This window comes from Bradyrhizobium sp. 147 (assembly GCF_023073935.1).
GTDB lineage: Bacteria > Pseudomonadota > Alphaproteobacteria > Rhizobiales > Xanthobacteraceae > Bradyrhizobium.
Map to the genome: position 1 here is coordinate 103,677 of NZ_JADPKL010000078.1, position 13,977 is coordinate 117,653.

The 13,977-nt window shown below is 64.5% G+C and carries 14 protein-coding genes and 1 pseudogene; 9 read left to right on the top strand and 6 right to left on the bottom strand.

Annotated features, from left to right (window positions below; genetic code table 11):
* The first annotated feature begins 205 nt into the window (after positions 1-205).
* Positions 206-952 carry a polysaccharide biosynthesis/export family protein gene (locus tag IVA87_RS18870; protein ID WP_247334543.1) on the top strand — a complete coding sequence of 249 codons (747 nt, stop codon included), beginning with the start codon at positions 206-208 and terminating at the stop codon, positions 950-952.
* Between the two features lie 164 nt (positions 953-1,116).
* Here the strand turns inward: IVA87_RS18870 and IVA87_RS18875 are convergent, their stop codons facing one another.
* The 4 genes from IVA87_RS18875 to IVA87_RS18890 all read right to left on the bottom strand — a co-directional run bounded on the left by IVA87_RS18875 (position 1,117) and on the right by IVA87_RS18890 (position 3,759).
* A complete protein-coding gene (locus IVA87_RS18875; RefSeq protein ID WP_247303776.1) occupies positions 1,117-1,725 on the bottom strand; it encodes a hypothetical protein in 609 nt (202 codons plus the stop codon).
* A gap of 75 nt (positions 1,726-1,800) precedes the next feature.
* Positions 1,801-2,472, bottom strand: a complete 672-nt coding sequence (locus IVA87_RS18880) for a dienelactone hydrolase family protein (RefSeq protein ID WP_247303775.1) — start codon at positions 2,470-2,472, stop codon at positions 1,801-1,803.
* Between the two features lie 162 nt (positions 2,473-2,634).
* Positions 2,635-2,970, bottom strand: a complete 336-nt coding sequence (locus tag IVA87_RS18885; protein ID WP_247303773.1) for a hypothetical protein — start codon at positions 2,968-2,970, stop codon at positions 2,635-2,637.
* Positions 2,971-2,994: 24 nt separating this feature from the next.
* Positions 2,995-3,759: an alpha/beta fold hydrolase gene (locus IVA87_RS18890; protein ID WP_247303772.1), complete on the bottom strand. Its 765-nt coding sequence runs from the start codon at positions 3,757-3,759 to the stop codon at positions 2,995-2,997.
* Positions 3,760-4,259: 500 nt separating this feature from the next.
* Between IVA87_RS18890 and IVA87_RS18895 the strand changes: the two genes are divergently transcribed.
* From IVA87_RS18895 to IVA87_RS18905, 3 genes are all read left to right on the top strand, one after another.
* On the top strand, positions 4,260-4,748 hold the full coding sequence (locus tag IVA87_RS18895; protein ID WP_247282023.1) for a (2Fe-2S)-binding protein: 489 nt from the start codon (positions 4,260-4,262) through the stop codon (positions 4,746-4,748).
* Positions 4,745-7,027, top strand: coding sequence for a molybdopterin cofactor-binding domain-containing protein (locus tag IVA87_RS18900; protein ID WP_247334546.1), 2,283 nt, complete (start codon positions 4,745-4,747; stop codon positions 7,025-7,027). Before IVA87_RS18895 ends, IVA87_RS18900 begins: the two co-directional genes overlap by 4 nt.
* Before the next feature lie 346 nt (positions 7,028-7,373).
* Complete coding sequence (locus IVA87_RS18905) at positions 7,374-8,468, top strand: HD domain-containing phosphohydrolase (protein WP_247334548.1); 1,095 nt, start codon at positions 7,374-7,376, stop codon at positions 8,466-8,468.
* A 74-nt stretch (positions 8,469-8,542) separates the two neighbouring features.
* On the opposite strand, the gene IVA87_RS18910 is transcribed toward IVA87_RS18905, so the two are convergent.
* Together IVA87_RS18910 and IVA87_RS18915 are read right to left on the bottom strand one after the other, a co-directional pair.
* On the bottom strand, positions 8,543-10,120 hold the full coding sequence (locus IVA87_RS18910; protein WP_247334550.1) for an ATP-dependent acyl-CoA ligase: 1,578 nt from the start codon (positions 10,118-10,120) through the stop codon (positions 8,543-8,545).
* Between the two features lie 231 nt (positions 10,121-10,351).
* Entirely contained in the window at positions 10,352-10,762 is a 411-nt protein-coding gene (locus tag IVA87_RS18915; RefSeq protein ID WP_247303763.1) for a VOC family protein, read from the bottom strand.
* A 124-nt stretch (positions 10,763-10,886) separates the two neighbouring features.
* Here IVA87_RS18915 and IVA87_RS18920 point away from each other — a divergent pair, with 124 nt between their 5' ends.
* The 5 genes and pseudogenes from IVA87_RS18920 to IVA87_RS18940 all read left to right on the top strand — a co-directional run bounded on the left by IVA87_RS18920 (position 10,887) and on the right by IVA87_RS18940 (position 13,957).
* Positions 10,887-11,861: a tripartite tricarboxylate transporter substrate binding protein gene (locus IVA87_RS18920; protein ID WP_247282018.1), complete on the top strand. Its 975-nt coding sequence runs from the start codon at positions 10,887-10,889 to the stop codon at positions 11,859-11,861.
* 147 nt (positions 11,862-12,008) lie between these two features.
* Positions 12,009-12,290 (top strand): DUF3551 domain-containing protein, encoded by a 282-nt coding sequence (locus IVA87_RS18925; protein ID WP_247303759.1) that lies wholly within the window; start codon positions 12,009-12,011, stop codon positions 12,288-12,290.
* A gap of 105 nt (positions 12,291-12,395) precedes the next feature.
* Entirely contained in the window at positions 12,396-12,854 is a 459-nt protein-coding gene (locus IVA87_RS18930; RefSeq protein ID WP_247334553.1) for a metalloregulator ArsR/SmtB family transcription factor, read from the top strand.
* Between the two features lie 11 nt (positions 12,855-12,865).
* Positions 12,866-13,198, top strand: a pseudogene (locus tag IVA87_RS18935) (SRPBCC domain-containing protein); the annotation flags it as partial.
* Between the two features lie 21 nt (positions 13,199-13,219).
* Positions 13,220-13,957 carry a DUF899 domain-containing protein gene (locus IVA87_RS18940; protein WP_247334556.1) on the top strand — a complete coding sequence of 246 codons (738 nt, stop codon included), beginning with the start codon at positions 13,220-13,222 and terminating at the stop codon, positions 13,955-13,957.
* Positions 13,958-13,977 lie beyond the last annotated feature (20 nt).

Genomic DNA, 13,977 nt, shown 5'->3' on the forward strand with positions numbered 1-13,977 from the left:
TCCTCTGGATGAGGCTAAGCAGCACCGTGCTGGTTGACGCTACTGCCACGCATTCCGTCCCTTATCCTGAGACGCCCGCCTAAAGCGGGCGTCTTGAAGGACGGTCACAGGAACCCGCTCTCAACCTCCAGGCGAGGGTACGAAACGCTTTATTAACCATAATCAGTGCAAGACGGGAGCTGTCTCGTTTCGAGGGATGGGTCCGGTGCCGGTTGCACGCGCGTTTCGATGGTCGAGTTTGGCAGCGTCCCTGGCAGCGTCCGCCGCGCTTGCCCTTGGCGGCTGCATGCAGGCCGCCGGCCCTGTCGCGGTGATGCAGCCGCGCCCCGACCTCGACTCCATGGCCTATGGCCAGCCCTATAGCGCGCCGCAGCCCGTTGTCGTCGCCGACGGTGGCGGCGCCATCGGCGCGCTGCGCAATTCCTTCGCCTCGTCGCCCGCCCCCATGCCGGTCGGCTACGCCGCGCCCAGGGCGGCGCCGGTGCGCTATGACTCTTCCTACCATCTCGATGCTGGCGACAAGCTGCGCGTCGTGGTCTACGGCCAGGAAGGTCTCACCAACAGCTATGCGATCGATGCCGGCGGCTCCATCACTATGCCGCTGATCGGCGCGGTGCCGGCGCGCGGACGCACCACGGCGGGCCTTGCCGGCGAAATCGCCGCACGCCTGCGCAACGGCTATATCCGCGAGCCCTCGGTCGCCGTGGAGATCGAGGCCTATCGCCCGTTCTTCATTCTCGGCGAGGTCCTCGCGCCCGGCCAATATCCTTACGTGCCGAACATGACGGTCGAAAGCGCGGTCGCCATCGCCGGCGGCTTCTCGCCCCGCGCCAAGCGCGATGTGGTCACGGTCACGCACACCGAAGCTGGCGGCGCTCTGCGCGCCATCGTCCCGCTCGGCACGCCCTTGGCGCCGGGTGACACCGTGTTCGTCGGCGAGCGCTGGTTTTAGGTTTCAGCCGAACCATCTCTGTCATCATTCCGGGGGCGCGCGTGAGCGCGAGTCCGGGATCCATTCCTCCACCAACTCCGTGGCACGATGGATTTTTCGGGTCTGCGCCTGTCGGCGCATCCCAGAATTGACGATGGTGAGAGTGGGGGCGCTACGTCCGCATTTCACCTTCGAAAATCCAGCCGCCCGTTCGGAAAACACCCGTCGATCCGCGTATCGTCGATCACGCGCCCGACCCATGGCCGTGTGATCGCGGGCGTGGTCAGGTTGATGTACTTGCCAACCAGGCGATCCGCGCCCTCCCGCGCCGCATCGATCAGCCCGTGCCGGCGGCCGTTGTCCCAGTCGAAGCGCAGGTAGATGCGGCCTCCCGTGATGCGGATTTCCGCGTGCCCTTCTTTCCATCTGTCCGATGTATCGCCGGCAATGGTCGGATCGGCGCCGCCATTCCAGCGGCTCTGCCAGCAGCCCTCGAGCGGATCAGAAGGCGAAGCGGCTATTGCCCACGCCGCCGCGTTGACGTCCGCGGCATCGCCGGACAGCGTGGCCGTCGCAGCATAGTTCCTCACTTCGGAATCATCGGGTTCTGGCACGTCCATGGTTCCGAACGGATTGCGGCGGACGAGGTGCGTGATGGGTTGCTGCATGGCGAAGCTCCGGAGCGAGTTGGCTTGATCGGCCAGCTCTATCGCCGCGCGGCCTGATGCAGCCACCCGATTTCCGCTCTCTCCGTCATGTCCGGGGCGCGACAACGTCGCGAGCGCGGAATCCATATCTTCCACGAACTCTGACGCACAACGGATTCCGGGCTCGCGCTCCGCGCGCCCCGGAATGACGGATGCTGCGCTCTACTTCAAATGCTTCGCGAAAAACTCCATGCTGCGCGGCCAGGCGATGTCGGCGCTGGCCTTGTCGTAGCTTGCCCGCTCGTCGCAATGGAAGCCATGCTGCGCGCCCGGATAGACGAAGACTTCGATATCGGGCCGCTTCGCCTTGATGGCGTCGACGTCGGTCAGGGGAATGCCGGCATCCTTCTCGCCGAAATGCAGCTGCGTCGGCACCTTCGGCGTCTCGTCCGCGAAGCGCACCACTGCGCCGCCGTAATAGCCGATCGCGGCCTTGAGACCCGACAGCCGCGTCGCCGCGAGGAAGGCGATGCTGCCGCCAAGACAAAAGCCGATGATGCCGACCGGGCCTACGCTTCTGGCTGCATCGATCGCCGCCTGGGTGTCGCGCAGCATCGCGGCCCAGTCCGGATTGGCGACGAATTTGCGCGCCTCCGCGATCTCGTCGGGCGAATAGCCCGATTGGAAATTCGGCGCGGTCCGATCGAAGATCGACGGCGCGATCGCGACATAGCCTTCTCCTGCAAGACGGTCGCAGACCGAGCGGATGTGGTGATTGACCCCAAAGATCTCCTGGATCACCACCACCGCGCCTTTCGGCGTGCCTGCGGGATCGGCGCGATAGGCGCCCAGCTGGAAATTGTCCGAAGCCGTCAGCTTGATGTCTTGTCCCACGCGGGTTGTCCTTCTTGGTTGGTCTTCGATTCGAAAGTTGTCTCCCCTCATACTGAGGAGCGCGTCAGCGCGTCTCGAAGGATGCCAGGCCGAGATGTAGCCGCGGGGCCTTTCATGGTTCGAGACGCGGCTTCGCCGCTCCTCACCATGAGGAGGTCCACCTCACTCCCACATCCAGTTCTCGCCGTAATCCTCCTTCCATCCTGCCAGCCGGCCGTGACGGAATTGCAGGAACAGGCGGTGGCGGTTGGGGATCAAGCGGCTGCCGCCGATGTTGCGCAAAGCAAGATAGATTTCGTCGCCGGGACGCCCGCGCACATATTGCAGCGGTTGGCCGAGGGCACGGGCGGTCTGTTCGGCATCCATGCCGAACGCGAGCGGCGTGTTGTTCGACAAGGTTGCGACGAAGGGCTGGCGCGGCGGCACCGCGCCGAACGGCTCGGCCTGCGCAGATATCGATAGCAACATCGTTCCAGCAGCCAGCATCGCCCGCTTCATTGCCTACGTCCTTGCTTGATCGGTCTATCCCGGCAAGTTCTTCAGGAAAGGCGCGATCGCGTCAACAAAAGCCTCGGGCTGATCGATGTTGACGGCGTGTCCGGCGGCGGGGATCACGACCTTTTGTGCGCCGGGGATCTTTGCCGCCATATAGTCGGACGCCGCCAGGAACGGCGTGTCGTCGGCGCCGACCACGATCAGCGACGGCACCGTGATGTCGGGCAATAGCTCGATCACGCGCGCGTCGCGCTGGGTCAGCATGCCGCGTGCGGCGAGCGCTAGCCCGTCGGCGTTGCGATGGCTGGCGGTGGCGCGCTCGCGCGTCGCCGATTGGAGGACGTCGAGGCCTTCGCGGTCGAGCCTGTCGGCGGTGGCAAGCGCGCGCGCGTTCCAGGCCTCGCGCGCATCGTCCTTCTTGAAGCCCGGGCCAGTGTCGATGATCAGCAGCGCGCGGGCGCGTTGTGGGTAGGCGCGATAGAACGCGAGCGACATGTAGCCGCCGAGCGAGAGACCCCCGATGATGGCGCGCTCAGTGCCGATATCGTCGAGGATCGCCGCCATGTCGCCGACCGTGAGTGCTTCACTGTAGGCATCGGGATCATCGGGGTAATCGGACTGGCCGTGGCCGCGCATGTCCCACAGCACGAGCTTGTGGTTCTTCGCGAGCGCATCGATTTGCCCATGCCACATCGCCGATGTCGATGAATAGCCGTGAGTGAGCAGCAACGGCGGCCCGTTGCCGTGAACCTCATAGTAGATCCCGACGCCGTCTCGATCGATCCTTGGCATTGCTTCCCGCCCTGTTGTTTCTGGTCTCGTCGCCGCGATAACGGTGCACCCTCTCCCCTTGTGGGGCCCCTTGTGGGAGAGGGTGGCTTCGCGGAGCGAAGCCGGGTGAGGGGTTCTCTCCTCACAAACGGTCTCGCGAGCCGAGAGATACCCCTCATCCGACGCTTCGCGCCACCTTCTCCCACAAGGGGAGAAGGGACACTGCGCCGCCATTTCGTTTCATCACTCTAGCGCGCCAAGTTACCTGGAAGAAACTGCCTGAATGCGATGGCACGCATGTCGGATGCGCTTGCTGTTGTGTCCAGTGGCTACACCGCGTTCTTGGCGCGGCGCACAACGAGCAAGTGCAGAGCTGGTTTTTTCGACCCATTCCAAATTGCATTTGCCTCCGCGCGTGAACGCGATCATGCTCGCCGTCTAGGCCGACGCCAGCCCGGTGGGCGTCCGCCGCACAAGTTGCCGCCGTAAGCGGCTTCATGCACCGGCAGGGGAAGACGCCTATGCCAACACTCACCATCAACGGGCGGAGTCTGTCCGTGGATGCGGCGAACGACACGCCGCTCCTCTGGGCGATCCGCGAGCAATTGCAGATGACCGGCACCAAGTTCGGCTGCGGCGCCGGGCTGTGCGGTGCCTGCACCGTGCACGTCAACGGCGAAGCCGTGCGTTCGTGCCAGACCATGGTCGGAGACGTCGCTGGCAAGAAGATCACCACCATCGAAGGCCTCTCCGCCAAGGGCGATCATCCCTTGCAGAAGGCCTGGATCGCCGAGCAGGTGCCGCAATGCGGCTATTGCCAGTCCGGGCAGATCATGCAGGCAGCCTCGCTGCTGTCGAAAAATCCCAATCCGACCAAGGAAGAGGTCGTCGCTCACATGGATGGCAATCTCTGCCGCTGCATGACCTATTCGAGGATCCAGAAGGCGATTATGCGGGCCGCGTCCGAGATGCGCACCGCATCCACGGCCACCGAACGGAGGCCCACATGAATAAGCACGTGAACAACGTCGCCCCAGAGGCGACCGATCTCAGCCGCCGCTCCTTCCTCGTCGGCACCGCCGCGACGGGTCTCGTGCTCGGCTACGCCGGCGTGCCCGGCATCAGCGACGCGCTTGCGGCGCCTTCGAACTTCGAGCCGAGCGTCTGGTATGCGATCTCGCCGGACGGTCTCGTCACCGTGACCTGCGGCAAGGCCGATATGGGCCAGCACATCGCCTCCACCATGGCGCAGATCGTCTGCGAGGAGCTGGGCGCGAAATGGAGCGACATGCGCGTGTCGCTTGCCTCCAACGACCCGAAGTTCAACGATCCCGTGCTGGGCGCGCAGATCACCGGCGGCAGCTGGTCGACCATGATGAACTTCGACGCCATGAGCCGCGCGGGCGCTGCGGGCCGCATGGCACTAACGGAAGCCGCGGCCGCCGCCATGGGTGTGCCGGCCTCGGAGCTCGTGGTGCGCGATTCCATGATCGTGCATCCGAAGTCGAAGAAGCAGATGTCGTTCGCCGATGTGGTGAAGAGCGGCAAGGCGACCAAAACCTTCACGCCGGATGAGCTGAAGGCGATCAAGCTGAAGACGCCGGATCAATACACCATGATCGGCGTGTCGGTGCCGCAGCTCGACATCCCCTCGAAGACCAATGGCACGGCAAAGTACGGCATCGACGTGATGTTGCCGGGCATGGTCTATGGCGCGGTGGTCACGCCGCCGGTGCGCTTCGGCGCCACGGTGAAATCGGTCGACGACAGCGGCGCCAAGAAGGTGCCGGGCTTCATCAAGGCCGTCACGCTCGACGACAAGACCGGAACGACATCGGGCTGGGTCGTCGCGGTGGCCAGCACCTACGCCAACGCCAAGAAGGCGGCGCAAGCGCTGAAGATCGCCTATGACAATGGCCCGAACGCCAAGCTGTCGAGCCAGTCGCTGCTCGATGAAGCCAAGCGGCTTCAGATGTTAGAGGATTCCGGCCAGTTCTTCGTCAAGGACGGCGATCCCAATGCAGCCCTCGGTTCGGCCGCCAAGGTGTTGGAGGCCGAGTACACCACCAGCATCAACATCCACGCGCCGCTGGAGCCGATGAACGCCACAGCGGAGTTCAAGGGCGACATCCTGCACATCTATTCCGGCAACCAGTTCGCGACACGCTCCGGCGCGATCGCCGCAGGTGCAGCCGGGATCGATCCGAAATTCGTGGTCATGCACCAGATGTGGCTGGGCGGCGGATTCGGCCGGCGTCTCGATGCCGACATGATGATTCCGGCGGTGCAGGCGGCAAAGGCGGTCGGCAAGCCGGTGAAGGTGATCTATTCGCGCGAGAACGACATGACGATGGATTTCTCGCGCCCGCTTACCTATCAAAAGGTCAAGGCCGGCGTGGACGGCGATGGCAAGCTCATTGCGATCAGCCACGACGTGGTCTCGGCCTGGCCGACCGCGCGCTGGGGAATCCCGGACTTCCTGACGCCGTCGGTCGATAAGAAAGGCCCGCTCGATTCCTTCACGGTGAACGGGGCCGACTTCTTCTACACCGTGCCCAACCATTATGTGCGCGCGATCAAGAACGAGCTCGCGCACAACGCCACGCCGTCCGGCCAGCTCCGTTCGGTAGCGCCGGGCTGGACCTTCTGGGCGGTCGAAAGCATGATCGACGAGATCGCGGCGGCGACGGGCAAAGACCCCGCGCAGTTCCGCATCTCGCTGCTCGATGGTGCCGGCAAGAACGACGGCGGCGGGCAGCGGCTGCGCAACACGCTGCTCGCCGCGATGGGATTGTCCGGCTATGGTACCAAGCAGCTGCCGAAAGGCGAGGGCATGGGTGTGGCCTGTGTGTCGTCGCAGGAGCGTGCGACTGCGAGCTGGACGGCTTGCGTCGCCCATGTCGCGGTGGCGCCATCGGGTGAGGTGACGGTGAAGAAGCTCACGGTCGCAACCGACGTCGGCACCCAGGTGCATCCCGACAACATCCGCGCCCAGGTCGAGGGTGCGGCGCTGTGGGGCCTGTCGCTGGCGATGTACGAGAAGGCGACACTCAAGGACGGTGGCATCGAGCAGACCAATTTCGACAGCTATACGCCCTTGCGCATGAGCCAGACGCCCGAAGTCGCCGTCGCCGTGATCGCCAATGGCGAGAAGGCAACCGGCGTCGGCGAGCCCGCGGTGACGGTGGTGGCTCCCGCCATCGGCAACGCCATCTTCAACGCCTCCGGCGCCCGCGTCCGGGCGCTGCCGATCACGGCCGAAGCCGTGAAGGCGAGCATGAAGGCGTAAGGCTGGCCAAGGCTGCTTGAGACGATCCGCCGGAGGGCAACCTCCGGCGGATTTGTTTTGGCGCCGCCTCCACACGCTCACTGTCATGCCCGGTCAAGGCGGGCGATGACAGCGGAGGGTGTGGCGATGGCGCCCAAAATACTCCTTACGCCTCAATGACATGGCTACTGTGCATGGGGTTGTTTTTCGACTTTTTTGTTTGGCGCCGCCCCACAGCGGAAATTCCTCAAATTGCCTCCAATTGCGCAGGGTTCCATTGAGCACGCCTCTTAAGGGCCAGAGAACCTGATCCGGCTTAGGCTTAAGGCCAATACGCCCGTGCTCTCGGTGCCCTTTTGGGGAAGTCATGAACGCCTCAGCCAAACCCGCCGCCAAACGCCGGCTTCTGCTCGCTTCCGACCGGAGCGACGAGAGCAGCGAGCTCGTCAGCATCCTGAAAGCGGTCGGCGAGGTCTCGACGGTGACGACCCAGGACATCCCCGACAAGCCGTCGCGGGAGCTCTCCGGCCTCGTCGTCGATATCAATCTGCGCTCGCCCGAGAGCGTGCAGCGGGTGCGCAACAAGCTGCGCGGCGATGCTTATCGGTCGATGCCGCGCCTGTTCGTACTCGCCGATGCCCTCCACCACGGCACCATGCAGGCCTGGGCGCTAGGCGCCACCGACACCATCTCGCGCCCGCTGCAGGCGGACGCCATCCTTCAGCGCATCCACTCCGCCTTTCCGGACACCGCCCTCTATGACGCGACCGACCGCGGCAAGACGCTCAACCGCGGCGTCGAGGCGGCGCATGCCGTTTTGGCAAAGATGTTCGAGAAGCTTCCGCTCGGCGTGCCCCTGACCTTCGACGACGTCATTGCCGCCGAGAGCAAGATTCTGAAAGCGATCAAGCACTCCTCACTGCGCGAATGGCTCACCACGGTCGGCTGCCACCATGTCGGCAGCTATCGGCACTGCCTGTTCGTCACCGGCTTTGCCGTCGCTTTCTCGCAGCATCTCGGCATGCGCGAGGACGACCAGCGCCGCCTGACTCGCGCCGCGCTGCTGCACGACGTTGGCAAGGCCTTCGTTCCCTCCGCACTGCTCGACAAACCCGGCAAGCTCACCGACGAGGAGATGGCCGAGGTGCGCCAGCATCCCCGCCGTGGCTATGACGCGCTCGCCGCGCAAGGCGGCTTCCCGCCGGAGATGCTCGACGTGGTGCTGCATCACCACGAGTTCCTCGATGGCTCCGGCTATCCGAATGGGCTGTCGTCGAACCAGATCAGCGACATCGTGCGGCTGACGACGATCGTCGACATCTACGCCGCTCTCGTGGAGAAGCGCGCCTACCGCATGCCCTTCACCCACTCGCGTGCGTTCACGATGATGGAAGGCATGGGCGGCAAGCTCGACCAGCAGCTGTTGCAGGCGTTCCGCCCGGTGGCGCTGGGATCGTTCTGAGCGAGACGTTGCAATTGCAGAGGCGCGCGGCCTGCTTACCCTCCCCCTCAAGGCCCCCTCAGGGGAGGGTGAAGTCACCCCACCATCTTGCGCAGCTCCGCCTTCGCCACCTTCTCCAGCGTCGAGCGCGGCATGTCGTCGACGAGCCTGATCTCGCGTGGCACCTTGAAGTCGGCGAGGCCGGCGCGGCAGGCTGCCATCACGCGATCATGCAGGTCGGGCGCCGCATCGGCGACGCCGCCCTGCGGAATGATGAAGACGACCGGCACCTCGTCCAGCATCGGATGCGTCTTCGCCACCACCGCGGCCTCGCGCACGCCGGGAACGAGCGCGATCACCTGCTCGATCTCGGAGGCCGCGACGTTCTCGCCGCCGACCTTCAGCATGTCCTTGGCGCGGTCGCCGAACTTGATGTAGCCGTTCGCCAGCCGTTCGACACGGTCGCCGGTGAGGAAGAAGCCGTGCTCATCAAAACTCTCGCGCGTCGCCTTCTCGTTGTGCAGATATTCGGCGAACAGCGATAGGCCGGGGATGCCCTTGATCGAGAGATTGCCGGTGCCGCCGACTTCCGTCGGCCGGCCGTCGTCATCGGTGATGCGGATCTGGTACTCCGGCGCGGCGCGGCCGATCGACATGGGTATGTTGGGCTGGTCGACCTCGCCGACGATGCCGTGGGTGATCGTCTCGGTCATGCCCCACCAGCCGATGATCTTGACGCCGAACGCGGCGAACGCCGGCGGCTCGTTGATCGCGCTACCCCACAGGCGGAATTTGTGATCATGGGGGATCTCCTGCTCGAGCAGCGCTTTCATGCAGAACGGAATCGTCGAGGTCCAGGTCGCGCCGTGCTCGCGCGCGACGCGCCAGAACCGGCTGGCGGAGAAGCGCGGCTGGATCACGCAGGTGGCGCCGACCCACAGCGTCGCCAGCATGGAATAGGCCAGCGCATTGGTGTGGAACAGCGGCAGGTAGGTCTGGTGCACGTCGCCGGCATGAAGGTCTTCATGCGCGGCGTTGATCTTGGCGCCCCACAGCGCGTTGGCGTGGGTCCACAGCACCGCCTTGGGGCGCGACGTCGTGCCCGATGTGTACTGCACGCTGCACGGCGCGAGCGGATCGGTGGCGCGCCTGGGACGGTCGGCACTGTCGGCGAACAGGGATTCAAAACTGTCGCCGCGTGCGACCGCTTGCGCGGGCGCTGTGCCCGCATCGTGCGAGGTCACCGCCATCCAGCGGATGTTGCGGCAGTTCTGCGCGACGACTTCCGCATAGGACGGCTGCGTGATCGCGGCGACCGCGCCGCAATGATCGGCGAAGTACGCGATCTCGGCTGGCGCCGAGCGGGTGTTGGTGGTCACCGCGATTGCGCCCAATTCGACGCAGGCGAACCAGGCCAGCATCGCCTCGATGCAATTGTCGAGATGGATGAGCACATATTCGCCGGGCTTGACGCCGCGCTTGGCGAGGCCCGCCGCGAGCGCGCCGACCCGCTCGTGAAACTCGCCATAGCTCCAGCGCCGCGCCGGCGCATCGAACGGCGCCCAGATCAGGAACGGATGTGAGTTGCGCACCTCGGCGCGCAGCTTCAGCAGCCAGGACACGTCGAGCCCGTCGAAAGGGCCTATGATCCCGGCGGTCTGTGGATTGGTCATGTGTCCTCCCGTGCAGCCTGCATCTTGATGGCGGCTGTCTTTGGATGATTGCGTCTTCCTGCCATTGGATCGCGCGGGGAGCAACTCGGCGGGGCGGCATGGATTAACCAGCGCTCGCTCTCTCACCGTCATGGCCGGGCTTGACCCGGCCATCCACGTCTTGCCGCACAAAGAACGTGGATGCCTGGGACAAGCCCGGACCTGATGACGTAGGACAAGCGCGAGCGCGCCCTAATCGGCGTAAGACGAGATCTCGATCAAGCTGCCGTCGGGATCTCGGCAATAGACCGAGCGCAGCGTGCCGCGGGCGCCTTGCCTCGGGCCCGGCCCTTCCTCGATCGTGACGCCGTGCGCCTGCAAATGCGCCATCACCTCTTCGGGCGCGGCGGAGGTGAGGAAGCACAGATCCTCGCTGCCGGCGGTCGGGTTGTCCGCGGTGAACCACTCCACCTTATCGCCATCGCGCGGCCGCACGTTGATCTTCTGGTCACCAAATACGAGCGAAGTCCGCGGCGCTTTGCCGCCGCCGGGGTCGAACACCTTGACTTCCATGCCGAGAATCCTGCGGTACCACTCCGCGGTCGCTGCGACATCGGCGACATTGATCACGAGATGATCCAGGGCATGAACCTTGACCGGCATGTCTTATCCTTTCGTCGTGATGCGCCCCGTGCACTTTCCGCCTGCGGCAAGCTTTGTTACAACCGCGCCGACGACGCTTTCAAGATATCCGGCTTTCAAGAACAACACTGGGAGAACCCTTGAGATGATCACTCGCCGTACCGCGCTGGGCCTGCTCGCCGCCAGTCCGCTTGCAGCCGCCCCGCTGTCCAAGGCCCTTGCCGCCGATTATCCGGCCCGTCCGGTGAAATGGGTGGTCGGCTATCCACCGGGCGGGGCCACCGACATCCTGGCGCGGCTGATCGGCCAGCGGCTGTCGGAAAGGCTAGGCCAGCAATTCGTGATCGAGAACAAGCCTGGCGCCGGCAACAATATCGCCACCGAATCGGTCGTCAACGCCGAGCCCGACGGCTACACGCTGCAGCTGGTCAATCCGGCCAACTACATCAACGCCTCGCTGTACACCAACCTGAAGTTCAACTTCGTGCGCGACATCGCCCCGGTCGCCTCGTTCCAGCGTGTGCCGAACGTGATGACGGTCAACAAGGACGTGCCGGCCAAGACCGTCGCCGAGTTCATTGAATATGTGAAGGCAAATCCGGGCAAGGTGAACATGGCCTCGTCCGGCAACGGCACCTCGGTGCATCTGTCCGGCGAGATGTTCATGGCCATGACCGGCTGCAAGATGCAGCACGTGCCCTATCGCGGCGCGGCGCCCGCGATCACCGACATGCTCGGCGGCCAGGTGCAGGTGATCTTCGACAACATGCCCTCGATCATCCAGCACATCCGTTCCGGCAGCTTGCGTGCAATCGGCGTCACCACCACGGAACGCTCGGCGCAATTGCCCGACGTGCCCGCGATCGCCGAGACCGTCAAGGGCTATGAGGCCAGCGCGCTGTTCGGCATGGGCGCACCCAAGAACACGCCCAAGGAGATCATCGCCAAGCTCAACAATGAGGTCAACGCGCTGATGAAGGAGCCCGACATGACCAAGCGTCTGGTCGAGCTCGGCGGCGAGCCGCGGGTGCAGACGCCCGAGGCGTTCGGTGAGGAGATCAAGGCCGAAACCGAGAAATGGAAGAAGGTCGTCGAGTTCGCCGGCCTGAAGGTCGAGTAGAGATCTTGTGATCAACGCGATTGGAGCCCTGCCGTCCGGCAGGGCTTTTTTCTTGCCGCGCGCTACACTCGATCTGGAATAAATTGGCGCGACCAAACCTGATGAGGATGGTGGCGTATCTCACGCCAGCAGGAGAGGAGTTGGATCATGCGCAATATTCGATTGGCGCTGCTGACGCTCGGCATGACGGTCCTTGCCGGTTTCGCCGCCATTCCCCCAGCCGCCGCGCGCGACTATCCCTGGTGTGCCCAAGGCGGCGAGTACGACTATCCCGGTGAATGCGCCTACAGCACCTATGAACAATGTCAGGCCAGCGTCTCCGGCCGGCTGCTGTACTGCGATCGCAATCCCCGTTTCGGCTACGGCCAGCTGCAGCCGCTGCAACCTCAGCCGCGGATGCACCGCAGGCGGGCCGTCGCGCCGTATTAGCCGCGCCCCACGTCTCACTGACCGCTGCCTGATCACGCGCTCGTGCAGAACCGCGTGCGGGGTTTCTCGCTTGATGCGTCACCGCGCGCGCCTATACTAAACCTCATGGTTAAGTATCAGGACGAGACGCTGGACCGGACCTTTGCGGCGCTATCCGACCCGACGCGGCGTGCCCTGCTGGCACGGCTCGGCGAGCAGGACGGCCTGTCGGTGAGCGAGCTGGCCGCACCGTTCCCGATCTCACTGCCGGGGATCATGAAGCATCTCGACGTGCTCACGGATGCGGGTCTGATCGTCCGGGAGAAGACCGGGCGAACGGTCGCCTGCCGGCTCACCGCGCAGCCGATGGAGCAGGCGATGAACTGGCTCAATCGCTACGCCCAATTCTGGTCCGACAATCTCGATCGCCTCGCCGCCTTTGTGGAGGAAGAGACATGGCCAACGCAGCCGCCGCCGAACGCTCAACGGAACGCCCAAAGGAAAGTCCAAGCCTCACGCTCACGCGCCGGCTCCGCGCGCGGCCGGAAAAGGTCTACGCCGCCTGGACGCAAGCCGAGCAGCTAGCGCAATGGTTCGGGCCGCCGAACATGAAGCCGGCGACCCTTCGGGCCGAGCTCGACGTCCGCACCGGCGGCAGCTTTCGCATCGGCTTCACCCGTGACGACGGCGAATATTTCGAGGCCGGCGGTACCTATCGCGACGTCGTGCCGAACGAGCGGCTGGTCTTCACCTGGGCCTGGCATTCGACGCCGGAACGCGAATCGCTGGTGACGATCACGCTGAAGCCGGACAGCGCCGGCACCTTGATGGTCTTCCATCACGCCCAGTTCTTCGACGAAACCGCCCGCAACAATCATTTGCGCGGCTGGAGCTCGTTCTTCGACAAGCTCGACGCCTTCGTCGGCTGACCCCGATCAGAGGAGGATACCATGCAGCAACATCAGATCGTCTCGCGCGAGCAATGGATCGCCGCCCGCAAGGTTCATCTGGCCCATGAAAAGGAGCTCACTGCCGCCCGCGAGCGTCTGGCCGAGGAGCGCCGTGCATTGCCCTGGGTCAAGGTCGACAAGAACTACGTGTTCGACGGACCGAACGGCAAGCTGACGCTCGGCGATCTGTTCAAGGGCCGGCCGCAGCTCGTGGTGCAGCACGTGATGTTCGCACCCGATTGGGACGCCGCCTGCAAGAGTTGCTCGTTCTGGGCCGACGGTTTCGAGCGCATGGTGCCGCATCTGGCGGCGCGCGACACCAGCATGGTTGCGATCTCGCTCGCGCCTGTTGCCAAGCTCGACGCGTTCAAAAAGCGTATGGGCTGGACCTTCGACTGGGTCTCCTCGGGAAGCAACGACTTCAACTACGATTATGAAGTCTCGTTCACGCGCGAACAGATCGACAAGGGCGTGCCGAAGTACAATTTCGGCACCACGCCGTTCTATGGGCCCGAGCTGCCCGGCCTCAGCGTGTTCTTTCGCAACGAGGCGGGCGAGATCTTCCACACTTACTCATGCTTCGCCCGCGGGCTCGATATGATGAATGCCGCCTATCAGTGCCTCGACCTTACGCCGCTCGGCCGTCACGAGGACGGTTTGCCCTATCCGATGGACTGGGTTCGCCTGCGCGACGAGTACGAACCGCAGGCGGCGAAGGAGGCGTGCTGTCACGGCTGAGAGGCCGCCTCGTTCAGTAA

Bases quoted from the DNA above. Each gene is read 5' to 3' on its own strand.
- IVA87_RS18895 (WP_247282023.1), top strand. From the start codon at position 4,260: ATGCCAACACTCACCATCAACGGGCGGAGTCTGTCCGTGGATGCGGCG.
- IVA87_RS18890 (WP_247303772.1), bottom strand. From the start codon at position 3,759: ATGCCAAGGATCGATCGAGACGGCGTCGGGATCTACTATGAGGTTCAC.
- IVA87_RS18920 (WP_247282018.1), top strand. From the start codon at position 10,887: ATGATCACTCGCCGTACCGCGCTGGGCCTGCTCGCCGCCAGTCCGCTT.
- IVA87_RS18925 (WP_247303759.1), top strand. From the start codon at position 12,009: ATGCGCAATATTCGATTGGCGCTGCTGACGCTCGGCATGACGGTCCTT.
- IVA87_RS18885 (WP_247303773.1), bottom strand. From the start codon at position 2,970: ATGAAGCGGGCGATGCTGGCTGCTGGAACGATGTTGCTATCGATATCT.
- IVA87_RS18905 (WP_247334548.1), top strand. From the start codon at position 7,374: ATGAACGCCTCAGCCAAACCCGCCGCCAAACGCCGGCTTCTGCTCGCT.
- IVA87_RS18910 (WP_247334550.1), bottom strand. From the start codon at position 10,120: ATGACCAATCCACAGACCGCCGGGATCATAGGCCCTTTCGACGGGCTC.
- IVA87_RS18875 (WP_247303776.1), bottom strand. From the start codon at position 1,725: ATGGATTCCGCGCTCGCGACGTTGTCGCGCCCCGGACATGACGGAGAG.
- IVA87_RS18900 (WP_247334546.1), top strand. From the start codon at position 4,745: ATGAATAAGCACGTGAACAACGTCGCCCCAGAGGCGACCGATCTCAGC.
- IVA87_RS18915 (WP_247303763.1), bottom strand. From the start codon at position 10,762: ATGCCGGTCAAGGTTCATGCCCTGGATCATCTCGTGATCAATGTCGCC.
- IVA87_RS18940 (WP_247334556.1), top strand. From the start codon at position 13,220: ATGCAGCAACATCAGATCGTCTCGCGCGAGCAATGGATCGCCGCCCGC.
- IVA87_RS18930 (WP_247334553.1), top strand. From the start codon at position 12,396: ATGGTTAAGTATCAGGACGAGACGCTGGACCGGACCTTTGCGGCGCTA.